Source organism: Acinetobacter sp. YH01003, from assembly GCF_013420525.1.
In the GTDB taxonomy this organism is placed as follows: domain Bacteria; phylum Pseudomonadota; class Gammaproteobacteria; order Pseudomonadales; family Moraxellaceae; genus Acinetobacter; species Acinetobacter towneri.
In genome coordinates this window covers 610,046-623,052 of sequence record NZ_VOXY01000001.1, presented here as the reverse complement: position 1 = coordinate 623,052, position 13,007 = coordinate 610,046, and the positions used below count along the sequence as shown (strand labels likewise).

General features: G+C 41.0%; 9 protein-coding genes. 3 read left to right on the top strand and 6 right to left on the bottom strand.

Translation table 11 applies throughout. From position 1 onward, the window contains the following. Positions 1–127: 127 nt before the first annotated feature. The 4 genes from FTT70_RS02950 to FTT70_RS02935 form a co-directional block, all read right to left on the bottom strand. Entirely contained in the window at positions 128–1,048 is a 921-nt protein-coding gene (locus FTT70_RS02950; RefSeq protein WP_131261626.1) for a LysR family transcriptional regulator, read from the bottom strand. A gap of 283 nt (positions 1,049–1,331) precedes the next feature. Beyond that, positions 1,332–2,315, bottom strand: a complete 984-nt coding sequence (locus tag FTT70_RS02945) for an ion transporter (protein WP_096901190.1) — start codon at positions 2,313–2,315, stop codon at positions 1,332–1,334. A gap of 140 nt (positions 2,316–2,455) precedes the next feature. After that, a complete protein-coding gene (locus FTT70_RS02940) occupies positions 2,456–4,168 on the bottom strand; it encodes an AAA family ATPase (protein WP_180168264.1) in 1,713 nt (570 codons plus the stop codon). Positions 4,169–4,271: 103 nt separating this feature from the next. Further along, a complete protein-coding gene (locus FTT70_RS02935) occupies positions 4,272–6,275 on the bottom strand; it encodes a hypothetical protein (protein WP_180168263.1) in 2,004 nt (667 codons plus the stop codon). A gap of 456 nt (positions 6,276–6,731) precedes the next feature. Between FTT70_RS02935 and FTT70_RS02930 the strand changes: the two genes are divergently transcribed. Beyond that, complete coding sequence (locus tag FTT70_RS02930) at positions 6,732–7,904, top strand: iron-containing alcohol dehydrogenase (RefSeq protein WP_004976867.1); 1,173 nt, start codon at positions 6,732–6,734, stop codon at positions 7,902–7,904. A 246-nt stretch (positions 7,905–8,150) separates the two neighbouring features. Continuing rightward, entirely contained in the window at positions 8,151–9,146 is a 996-nt protein-coding gene (locus FTT70_RS02925; RefSeq protein ID WP_004976869.1) for an alpha/beta hydrolase, read from the top strand. Positions 9,147–9,210: 64 nt separating this feature from the next. Here the strand turns inward: FTT70_RS02925 and FTT70_RS02920 are convergent, their stop codons facing one another. Beyond that, complete coding sequence (locus tag FTT70_RS02920) at positions 9,211–10,392, bottom strand: hypothetical protein (RefSeq protein ID WP_004976871.1); 1,182 nt, start codon at positions 10,390–10,392, stop codon at positions 9,211–9,213. Positions 10,393–10,637: 245 nt separating this feature from the next. On the opposite strand from FTT70_RS02920, the gene FTT70_RS02915 reads away from it, so the two are divergent. After that, positions 10,638–12,149 carry an aldehyde dehydrogenase family protein gene (locus tag FTT70_RS02915; RefSeq protein WP_045795779.1) on the top strand — a complete coding sequence of 504 codons (1,512 nt, stop codon included), beginning with the start codon at positions 10,638–10,640 and terminating at the stop codon, positions 12,147–12,149. Between the two features lie 176 nt (positions 12,150–12,325). Here the strand turns inward: FTT70_RS02915 and FTT70_RS02910 are convergent, their stop codons facing one another. Then, positions 12,326–12,910 (bottom strand): YceI family protein, encoded by a 585-nt coding sequence (locus FTT70_RS02910; protein WP_180168262.1) that lies wholly within the window; start codon positions 12,908–12,910, stop codon positions 12,326–12,328. Positions 12,911–13,007: the final 97 nt, after the last annotated feature.

The window sequence follows — 13,007 nt, the reverse complement described above, 5'->3', positions numbered from 1 at the left end:
GCTCTCCCTTAATTTTCGCAAGGCAAGCTTAGCAAGAACATCTCACTGTTTTTAGTGGAGATTTAGATGAGCTTAGTGTTTTTAGCGATAAATTAGCATTCTCTTTACGATGCTGATCGTACGATTTTTAACTTGAATAATACTGCGTGCGTTTTTGGGAAAATTTCTCTAATTGCTTCAAAAAGCCTTCAAAATAGCACTTTTCTTTTTCTTCGCTACGATAACCCGCATACAAGGTACGGCGTAATCCTCCCGCAGCAACGCAGTCTAAACGACGTGAAGTTACCCAGCCTTTTTGCTCATATTCATTCACCACCCAATCTGGCAATGCGCCAATCCCTCGCCCACTCGCCACCAGTTGAATCAACATTTGGGTTAAATCTGTAGTACGAATAGCTTTTGGCTGAATATTGGCTGGAATGAATAGCTTAGACATAATATCTAAACGGTGTTTATCGACAGGATAGGTAATCAGGGTTTCTTCTGCCAACTCCTGTACGGTAATGCGCTCGGCACGTACTAAAGGATGAGTATTTGACAACACCAAACGCGATTCATATTCAAAAATTGGAAAATATTCGATACCTTTTAAGGCAATCGGGTCTGCGGTAATCAATAAATCAAATTCTGCGTTTTGCAATAATTCATGCGGATTGGCTTCAAAACCTGAAGCAAAATCTAAATCTACATCAGGGTATTGCTGACGATATTGATTCAGCAGCGGCATCAACCAGTCAAAGCAACTATGACATTCCGAAGAAAAAATAATTCGCCCCGTTTGACCATGCACAATGCGGGTAATATCAGTTTGGGTGATTTGAATTTGTGGCAGGACATCATCCGCCAGTTTCAATAAACGCTGTCCGACATTGGAAAATGTCACAGGGCGACTACGACGGTTCACCACTTCTACGCCATACCAATGATCTAGTTCTTTGAGTTGATGAGAAATGGCAGATGGCGTCAGACATAAATCATTGGCGGCAGCAACCAAAGAACCATGTTCACGCAGGGCTGATAGCGTTTTTAAGTGGCGAATTTCAAGCATTGCTTGTTCCTAGTTTTTCAAGTTATTGACTGCATGTTTAGACCTAGGTCGCATTTTTATTTTGCAAAATAAGAAACAAAGCCAAACATGATTCAATTTAATAATGAATTAATTTAATCTTAGCATGTAAATAATGAGTTTTCTTCATCTTAGTTTTTATTCGATGATATTTACTACGAAATCAATACAATTCCATAAAAATAATATGGCTTTCAGCAAGCATGTTTTAGGCTTCCAACGTGCAGAGCCAAACTAGAATTGAAATTCTTAACCCAAGCCTCGCTTACTCCGACAACTTCTCTCCACAATGTGGGCAGTATTTATAAGGCTCCTGTTCTAAACGCAGCTCTTCTTCACGACGCTCACGAATTAACTGCAATAAAATATCTTGGGTTTGCTCAGTGGTTAAACCGACTTGTTTGCGTAAATCTTCAATTTTTTCTTGATCATTTAACAGATCAATCTCACTATTTTGCAATAGCTCTCTAAATTTCAACCCTAAATGCTGCTTACGTTGTTCAAGTTCGTTGGCTAAACCTGTGGCTAAAATACCTGCAGGCAATGCTGCCAAGCCGACACCCAATACCGTAATTAACGCACCTAAAATTCTGCCCCAAGGGGTAATTGGTGTGACATCGCCATAACCGACTGTGGTTAAAGTCACCACTGCCCACCACATCGAAGCGGGAATTGAGCTAAAGGCTTCAGGCTGTGCCTTGCTTTCCACCACATACACACCTGCGGCAGACATCACAATCATAATAGAGAGAATAAAAATGACTGCCTGAAATGATCCTTTTTCCCGTTCGATCACTCTTAATAAAATTTGCAATGATACAAAGTAACGTGTCAGTTTTAACAAACGCAGCAAACGTAAAATTCTTAGGAACCGTAAATCTAGATGCACAAAGAAGTTAATATAAGCAGGTAGAATCGCCAACAAATCTATAATTGCCCCACCGCTGGTAAGCCATTTTACACGCTGTTTCCACGGCGAAATAAACGGGTCTTTTTCGGCAATACTCCAAATCCGCAGCAAATATTCAAGCGTAAACACTGCGATGGAAAAGTTTTCAAAATGGTCAAAAAATACCTGATAGGCAAGATAGACATCATTCACCGACTCTAAAATAACCGCACTGGCATTGCCTAAAATCAGTAAAATTAAAAAATAGTTAATGCAACGACTAAACCATGTTTCATAGTCATCGTCGTGTAAGTTGTTATAGACAAATTTTCGAAATGTGTACCACGGTGTAAATGCCATACCGAATATTATATTTTAAGGCTTACAGTGATGGCAGTTTAACCGAAGTTTTTCTCAAAACGATAGTATTTTATGTGACGTTAAGCGGGCATTTTTAATGCAGAATTGCAGTATAAGTCATCATTATCCAAATGACTAAACTACTGAATAAACAGCAATGCTAAACGCACCTGATCATAGCCCATGCGTGGACTAGTCGCTTCAACAATCGGGCGCAGTTTAATTGCGCCATCATCGCTGAAGTGCTCTGCATTTTGACGCTTCATTAATCGCTTATAAATTTTACGGACCTCTTCCACCACTTCTTCACCTGGATGTGCCACTGAAATATCCAGATTTTGTTCTTTTTGCAAACGTGCCAAATGGTTGATAATAGTTGCAGGAGTTAAACCTCGCTCTACTGCAATATCCTGAATATCATAACCTTCTTCAAATAAAGCGCGGGTTTCATCTAACGTGGCAGTCGCATAATTGGTTTTTCCACCTTTGGCAATTTTCTTTTCATTGCGCAAAATTTCGGTTTCGTTCAACGTGCCACCACAGTGACGAATAAATGCATTATGTTGTGGTGTTAAATCCATCAGCTCATAGTGCGTTTCAGCTTCTTCAGACAATTCCTGAAAACGGCGGTCAGCCTTAATCGCTAAACTGTCGAGTTCCAAAGCTTGGCTATTAAATCCCAATAAACGCAAACCGCTTAACGATTTTAATCGTGACAACGCCACATAACCCTGCCCTTTTTCAAAAGTATGGCTAAGATTGATTTCTGCCGCTTCTAAGGTCATACCTTGTGATTTGTGGATGGTAATTGCCCATGCCAAACGCAGCGGAATTTGCTGGAAACTGGCAATGGTTTTGCCTGCATCATTATCCACCGACCAAGTTTCAGGCTCGACCAGTAATACTGTGCCATCGGTCAATTTTACTTTAGGCAAAATACCGTGATCGTCATCTTCTTCAAAGCCAATCACTTCGCCCAAACTGCCGTTGATATAGCCCATATCGAAGTTGTTTTTAACAAACATCACTTTGGCATGTTTTTTTAGATTTAAAATTTCAGGCGCACGTACGGATGATTTCAGCGTTTCAATCAACTTTTCATTGCCATCACACACGGCATCAAACTGCTTGCTCTCAGTTTCAATTTCATTCAAATGCTTAAAGTTGATATTGTCCACATCCATATTGTGCGTATATAAACGCGTGAAAGTGTCGCCAATATCTTGATGACGGGTGTGTTCCAAAGCCTGAATATGTTGATGATCAATACTTTGTGCACGAATCGCATTGAGAATGTCATTTAAGTAGTCATCGCCCTGACGGTGCTGCTCGGTTAAATAACAGACCCGAAATTTAGCTTCGACCCACGCATCTGACATAAAACAGAACTTGTCACGATTGCGCTCATCGTTTTTTCCCACAGGCGGTAACTGGAAAAAATCTCCCGCAACAATCACCTGAATGCCGCCAAAGGCTTCATCACTGTCTTTAAAATATTTTAAAACCTGATTGACTAAATTCAGTTGTTTGGCATGCAACATCGAAATTTCATCAATAATCAGCACTTGCGCATTTTCTAAATGTTCTTTGAGATATTTGCGCTCTTTCATATTTTTCAGGTCGGCATCGGACAAAAAATCTTTAATGCCTATGCCTGCCCATGTATGAATGGTCATGCCATTCATGTGCGTTGCTGCAATGCCTGTAGATGCCGTAATTGCCACGGGCACTTTACGCGCTTTTAAATAATTGATGTATTGATTCAGGGTATAGGTTTTACCCGCACCAGCCGAGCCTGTTAAAAAGACATTTTCGCCTGCTTTTAAAAGTTTAAGTGCAGTTTCCTGTTTCATAAGACCTATACCATGATTGAACGGCTATAGCCTAACGAGTTTTGAGCCAAAAGTTAAGGCTCAAGTCCGTGAATACGACAACGGTTGTCTTATGACTTGTAACTTATGACTTTGATGGTAATTGTGGATTCAGCCATGCAATAAACTGCGCTGCGATGGTAACCAACAATTGTTCTGCTTTTTGATTATTAGGATATTCCAATTGATCAAACACAAGTTGCCCATTCCTAAAGTGACAGCCCAAGGTCAATTGCTGCACATAATGTGGTGATGCCATGTGAAACGCCACATATTGTCCTTCACTCATGGCTTTGGCATAGCTCAGTGCCAAACAGTGTTTAAAGTTTTTCGATTCTTCAATAATACGGTCTAAATCGGTCAGTTCTTCAAAACACCAACCTGAAAAGTACAATATTTGCTGCGGGCTTTTCGCCTGCCATGTGCTACACGGAATTTCTTTTTTCAGTTTGGCAAATAGCTCTGCTTTATACACTTGTTGATGCCAACGCACCGCCTGATGAAACAACCCCAACCAACTCAAACTTTTTGGAATATGTGTATGCGCTACGAAATATTCCAGTAAATAGTCGCGCACATAACTGTCAAATACCGAAACACGTGTATTGTGTGCACGTAAATAAAAACGCTGCCGAAAATCATCAGGCTGAATCTGATAACGCTGCAATACCGTATAAAAATCACGTTGCTGCTGACTTTCTGACTGAATATAGTCCAACAAAGCTGTCGGTAAATCTTGAGTGATTTGCTGTAAATACAACATATAGCTTTGCATGACACGACTTAAACGCCGAAATACATGCTTGACCAAATGCTCATCATGTTGTGCCACGGTTTTCAGCAAAGTCATCCACTCATCCAAATACAAAATAGAAGGACTAATGGCAACTCGCGGATCATCCAACGATTGTTTTTCGCCATGCGGCATTAAACTGACATTATGCGCATGTGCGAACCACGCTTGCTGTGTCGCATATACATTACAGCTTTGAATGAACATACGTGCGGCTGAATATTGAAAATATTGCAAAGTTGCCAAAATAATCCGTGGATGTGCCTGACTACAATCGACAAAACTGAGCGCAGTCACTGCCACCCGCACACTGGTATGATGAATATTTAAACTAAGCCAATCCAACACTTGTGCAGACTGTTTAAACAGCCAATTCACCGCACGTGGATAATCAAATAACGGCAGTTTGGCGACTTTCTTTTGCCAAATTAAAGGGCAAGATTTTAAAAAATGCGGTTTCGCCAAAGCATCGGAACGCTGCCACACCTCACGGTGCATTAAACGCGCAAAACCCAATAAATGCCCATGTTCTTCGGCATGTCGATACAACAACCGAATATCATCCTGATGATCGATTAAATCCTGCAAATTAAATCGTTCAGGAAATGAAATACTTAAAATACGATGCATGGCTTTAGGTAAAAATTCTGCCGCACTAAAACAAAAATCATCATAACTTTGCATCAGTGCTTGCACTGGCAAAAAGGTTTCACCCTCTACAAATTCCAAAGCACACAGCATCGATAAGTTAGTTAAAACATCTTCAGGAATGTGCTGCCCTTGCTGCACAAATTTGGTCAATACTGGTTGATACTGATCGTCTGCCTGCATTAATGCCTGATCTAAAATTTGTGCCTGCATTGCATCTAAATGCAATAACAATTGCTTAACCCGTGCTGCACCATCTACCCACAGGTAAACTTGCTGCAGAATCAATTGTCGCAATTGCTGCGCCTGATTACGCAAAAATAAAGAATGCTGCGGTTTTAAATCCCCAGTCAAAAAATGCAGATCATGTAAGAAAAAATCTTCAAATGCTTCTTGCTGTTCCCCCGCAAATTCAAAGTGAGTTTCTATTAAATTTGTATGCGATTTTGGCGGATAAAATTCAAGACTAAACAGACCATTCAGCAATTCGACCCGATGCTGCAAAGGATCGATCCGAAACAAATTTTGTGCTGTAAAATGTCCAACCAAATCCATTTGATCTTGATAGATTTCTGCGGCCACACTGGAAATACGAACCAATTGCTGTGCAACGGCATGCAACTGGCTATGCTGGCAAATTGGCTGCATATACGCTCCTCATGCTTAAGTGCGGTCTATCTAAGTGTCATCTTATTTTTATTTGATTGCACCGACTAGACCCATCACGTGATACATCCCTATTTTTTGTTTTTTATTTCCATCTGCAAAAAGTGGACAATTCTTCAATCGAGCTTAAGCCACTTATTAATTGAATTACACCTGAAATTTATGTGAACGGTATCTACACCTTAAAATTAGAGATACAAAAACACTATAAACAAGATTTAAGCCCTTGCCTATAGCCTGCGCATCACTTCAGAAAAAATAAAAACCCATTAAAAAACAAATAAATTTCAATTGATTAGTTTGCATTATTTACTCAGAAAATAGGGTTGGTGTTTGGTAGGTAGGATTTCACCACAAAGCATTGAATACTCAAATCACGGTTCAACACCGCGATAACAACACATTATTCCAATACCCAATGCAAGAAGGAATCTGAGCATGGCTTTTAAAAATATTGCAGATCAAACCAACGGTTTTTATATTCCTTGTGTGTCTCTCTTCGGCCCTGGTTGTGCCAAAGAAATTGGCGTAAGAGCACAAAATTTAGGCGCTAAAAAAGCCCTGATTGTGACAGATGAAGGACTGTTTAAATTTGGCGTTGCCGACACCATTGCAGGCTATCTCACCGAAGCAGGCGTTGCTAGCCATATCTTTGCAGGTGCTGAGCCAAACCCAACCGACATTAACGTACATAAAGGTGTCGATGCCTACAATGCCAATCAATGCGACTTTATTGTGTCTTTAGGTGGTGGTTCTTCACATGACTGCGCCAAAGGCATTGGCTTAGTTACCGCAGGTGGTGGGCATATTCGTGATTATGAAGGCATTGATAAAAGTACCGTGCCAATGACCCCGCTAATTGCCATTAACACCACAGCAGGTACAGCATCGGAAATGACCCGTTTCTGTATCATTACCAACACTGACACGCACGTTAAAATGGCAATTGTCGATTGGCGCTGCACACCACTCATCGCCATTGATGATCCAAAACTCATGATTGCCAAACCTGCAGGTTTAACCGCAGCAACAGGCATGGATGCTTTAACTCACGCTGTAGAAGCCTACGTTTCAACTGCAGCCAATCCTATTACCGATGCCTGTGCGGAAAAAGCTATTCGTATGATTAGCCAGTGGCTCAGCCCTGCTGTGGCAAATGGTGAAAATATTGAAGCACGTGATGCCATGAGCTATGCGCAATATTTGGCAGGTATGGCATTCAACAATGCCTCATTAGGCTATGTGCATGCCATGGCGCATCAACTCGGTGGTTTCTACAACTTGCCGCACGGCGTATGTAATGCAATTTTATTGCCGCATGTTTGCGAGTTTAACCTGATTGCCTGCCCTGAGCGTTATGCAGATATTGCAGAACTGATGGGGGTAAATACTGATGGATTAACTACCACAGAAGCCGCCTATGCCGCAATTGATGCAATTCGTGAATTATCTAGCTCAATTGGTATTCCAACAGGTTTAGCAGAGTTAGGCGTGAAAGAAGATGACTTGGCGATTATGGCTGAAAATGCACAAAAAGATGCCTGCATGCTCACCAACCCACGTAAAGCCAATCATGCACAAGTGGTCGAAATTTTTAAAGCCGCGATGTAATTTGAATCTCCTGCTGAGTGAATCACGATTTGCTCAGCATCTCCCATCCTTTTTTCAATTTTCGTCTGTTGCTGTTTTATTTTTATCCTTCCCTTTGGCAGAACCATCTCAGATGCGTTCTGCTTTTTTTGCTGTTCAGAACAAAATGAACTCGCAGCATAAAACTAAAGCGATTTAGATGCAGAGGGTTTGCATAATTCAATTTGACAAATGCGCACAGCTCATCAAGGATATAGTCAAAATAAAATGGATGACGAACACCTTATGCTGTTAAGTAAAAAACAAAAAACAACACCAAGCTATCAACCCGATATTTTGGGTGCCGATTACCAACAAATGACGCTGGATTTTCCTTCGGATTATGAAGGCAAAGTGATTGCTACCTTGGTACGCAAAAAAGCCGAACAGGAAACCCGTAAAGCCGTACTTTATATTCATGGTTTTATTGACTATTTTTTTCAAACAGAAATGGCAGACCAGTTTAATCAGCATGGTTATGACTTTTATGCCCTAGATTTACGTAAATATGGGCGTTCGCATTTGTCACATCAAAATTGGTACAATGTGCGCAGCTTGTCTGAATATGATGCAGAAATTTCCGCTGCACTTGAGCAAATTGCCACAGAAGAACATGACTCAGTAATTTTGGCAGGACATTCAACAGGTGGATTAATCACCACGTTATATGTGGCACATCATCCCAATCATCCACTGATTCGTGGTTTATGGTGCAACAGCCCTTTTTATGATTTCAATATGAGCGAGATTGAGAAAAAATTCGGCATTCCTCGTTTAAGCCAATTGGGCAAATTGCTGCCAGAAATGAAATTTCCAAGCCGCCTTAATCCATTTTATGTACCAAGTCTACACAAACAATATCATGGTGAATGGTTATTTAATTTGGAATGGAAGAAACCGCGCTATCCTAAAGTGCGATTAAGTTTTGTACGTGCAATTCATGAAGCACAAAAAGAAATTCATGCTAGCGTACATTTGGGTGTACCAACCTTAATTATGCATGCGAGTCAAAGTAGTTATCCACGCCAATGGAATGAGATTGCGCAACGCACTGACGTAATTTTGGATGTTGCAGATATGCAAAAATATGGGCATCACATGCATGGTGATATTCAGCTTTGCCAAATTGAAGATGGCGTGCATGATTTGGTGCTTTCTGCGCCAGAAGTCCGCGCGGAAGTGTATCAGTCCTTGTTTGACTGGTTAAACCGCAAAGGGCTGTAAAAACTAAAAAAAACAGTAAGACTAAAGGACAGTGAAATGAAAGCCTAAAGACTTGATTCGTCATTTAGGCTTTGTATTTTAATAAAATTTGATGTGCAGGATGATGCTTTGGCATCAGTTCAATTAAACGCTCTACCGCATCAATCGCTTCAGGGCTATGCGCCAAATGTTTCAGCAATACATCGGTATCTTGTGCATTAAAAATGGCATCACTCAGGCGTGATTCTAAACAATCTCGCCATGCGCATAAAAATGGACTTTCAGTTTTCGCCAAAAATACCCCTGCACACGTTTGCAAGGCAGACTGCACATAACCTGCATCTAAAGCCTGCTCAGCTTGTAAAAAATCGGCTTCAATATGCGCCAAAACTCGGTAAGGACGCGAGCCGAGCATCCCCCCTAAAATATCGCGTAATTGCGACATTTCAGCTTTTAGCGTTCCCATGCTGACTTTACGCTCACCATATAGTGCTTGGTGTAAAGTGTCTAAACTCATGCCTTGTGGGCAAAGTGCCAAAATCACCAATATTTCAATTTGACGCGGTGTCATCACCACCACTTTGCCATTAAATAACACCTGTGGCACACGAAACGCGCGAATATAAAGCTGCTGTTTTTGCTGTTCCAGCAACGCATTTTGAATTAAAGAAGCACAGCGCTCTGCTGCCAACAAACCCAAACTGTTATGATTTTTCCAAGTGGTCGATAAATCAATCACGCCCAACACTTGTTTGGAATGTGGGTCTAAAATTGGTGCGGCATAACAAACCCAGTCATGTAACGATGACATATAATGTTCACTGGAAAACACACAACTGGCTTGCTGAGTTTTGAGTGACAAAGCCAAAGCATTGGTACCCACCAACTCTTCACGCCACTGTCCACCCTCTACAAAATGTACTCGTTCCGCCACATTACGCATTTGAGCGCTCGCTGCCGTCCAAATAATCGTACTGCCCACATCGCCCACGGCTGCCACCATGTCGGACTGCTGCGCGATATGTTTTAAATCTTCTGCGCAATTTTGCACAGCTCTCTGTAAAGCCGAACCGCCTTGCGGATGCGATAAACTGGAATTTAACGGAGCAGCCTGCCGATCTACAGGAATTTCTGCAATTTCAGAGCGTTGCCAAGAATTTAAAATACTCTGCTGAATTTGCTGCGCATGCAGCGGCGATAAACTACTGCTTTGTCTAAACCGTTCAATATGCAGTTTTTTTTCCAATAGATCTTGTTTTTTCATCATGACTGATTCTCACAATCCTGTGGGCATTACATCCATTGTACTGCTTACTTTTGTAAGGATTTGTTCGCTGCTTGTAAACCTGCAACTTTCCAACCTTTTTCCAACCTTATATTGGTATGCTAATCAAATAACGTACTAAAGTACCTTATACCTTAGCCGTAAATTTAACCTGATTTTAGACACAGGATTGTGATAAAAGGTAAAGATGACGGCAGATTATAAAAAACCATCAAAGGAAGAGAATTATGCGTTACGTAGATCCCAATCAACCCGGTTCAAAAGTTCAATTTAAAGCACAATACGAAAACTTTATTGGTGGCGAGTGGGTCGCCCCTGTAAAAGGCGAATACTTTGAAAATATCTCTCCTGTAGATGGCAAAGTATTTACCAAAGTCCCACGCTCATCTGCAGAAGATATTGAACTGGCTTTAGATGCTGCACACAAAGCCAAAGCTCAATGGAACAGTTCATCTCCAACTACTCGTTCTAATATTCTGTTAAAAATTGCAGATCGTTTAGAACAAAATCTAGAATTACTGGCGGTTGCCGAAACTTGGGATAATGGTAAGCCTGTTCGTGAAACATTGGCTGCCGACATTCCTTTGGCGATTGACCATTTCCGTTATTTTGCGGGCTGTATTCGTGCCCAAGAAGGCGGAATTTCTGAAATTGATGAAGATACCATTGCCTATCATTTCCATGAGCCATTGGGCGTTGTAGGGCAAATTATTCCATGGAACTTCCCTATTTTAATGGCAACATGGAAACTTGCACCTGCTTTGGCTGCGGGTAACTGTATTGTACTTAAACCTGCAGAACAAACGCCTGCCAGTATTTTAGTTTTAGTCGAACTCATTCAAGATTTATTGCCTGCAGGCGTATTAAACGTAGTCAATGGTTACGGCGTAGAAGTTGGTCGCCCATTGGCAACCAATCCACGTATTGCCAAAATTGCATTCACAGGTTCGACTCAGGTCGGTCAATTGATCATGCAATACGCCACTGAAAACATCATTCCAGTGACTTTGGAGCTTGGTGGTAAATCTCCAAATCTTTTCTTTGAAGATGTTATGGCGCAAGATGATGACTACCTAGACAAAGCACTCGAAGGCTTTGCTATGTTCGCGCTGAATCAGGGTGAAATTTGTACTTGTCCATCGCGTGCGCTCGTGCAGGAAAGTATTGCTGACCGTTTCCTTGAAAAAGCCATTGAACGTGTTAAACGTATTAAAACAGGTCACCCGCTTGATACTGAAACGATGATTGGTGCGCAAGCATCGCAAGAACAACAGGACAAAATCTTGGGTTGTATTGCGACAGGTCGTGCCGAAGGTGCACAAGTGTTAACAGGTGGTGGTGAGCGTCATGAAGTTGGCAGCGGTTTCTATATTGAGCCGACAATTTTCAAAGGCACCAACGACATGAAAATTTTCCAAGAAGAGATTTTCGGCCCAGTGCTTTCTGTGACCACATTTAAAGACTTCGATGAAGCCATTAAAATTGCCAATGACACCATTTACGGTTTAGGGGCAGGTGTTTGGTCACGTTCTGCGCACACTTCTTACCGTGCAGGTCGTGCTATTCAGTCGGGTCGCGTTTGGACGAACTGTTATCACATTTACCCTGCGCATGCAGCTTTCGGTGGTTATAAAAAATCAGGTATTGGCCGTGAAAACCACAAGATGATGTTAGAGCATTATCAACAAACCAAAAACTTGTTGGTGAGCTATTCAACTAAACCTGCGGGCTTCTTCTAAGCTTTGTTAAATTTTAAAAGCTAAAGCTCCTATATAAAAATGCGAACTTCGGTTCGCATTTTTATTTCATCCATTTCAATATTAGACTCAAAATCTGCCACACATATAAATACATCTAAAATACAGACACAAAAAAAAGCACCATATCAATGGTGCTTTTATCACATCATATCTGCTTATTTTTTTGCAGCTACAGATGCTTCAGTGGTGATGTTTACAGTAATTTTATCACCTACGTTTGGTACATAGCTGGCAATACCAAATGCAGAACGGTTGAATGAAGTTGTAGCATTAAAACCAACAGTCGCTGCCTGAGTCATTGGGTGTGGACCTTGTTTGTTCAAAACCGCATCAAGAACAACTGGCTTAGTTACACCTTTAACCGTTAAATCACCTGTGATTTTAAAGTTTTTCTTGTCTTGAGTTTCAACTTTTGTACTTTTAAAAGTAATGGTTGGATATTTTGCTGCATCAAACCAATCTGCTGCCATTAAGTGCTCATCTAAAGCTTTTACGTTGGTGTTGATGCTGCTTAATGGAATCGTGACATTCACAGATGAGTTCGCTGGTTTTTTCTCATCAATATTGATGGTACCTTGAATGTTTGAGAAGTTACCTGATGGCGTAGAAAAACCGAAATGATCCCAAGTAAATACAGTAGCCGTATGCGTTGGGTCAATTTGATAAGCCACTGGTTTAGCCATTGTCATTGTTGCTGCAGACGCGATAGCCAAACCTAAAGCAATTGATTTCATGTTCATATTGTTCATCTCTAAAAGTGTTGATACGTTTCAATGAGGTTTAGTTTATAGATTTTTGCTGCAAATACAGGATTAAAGATAAAACAGTATGTTGCAT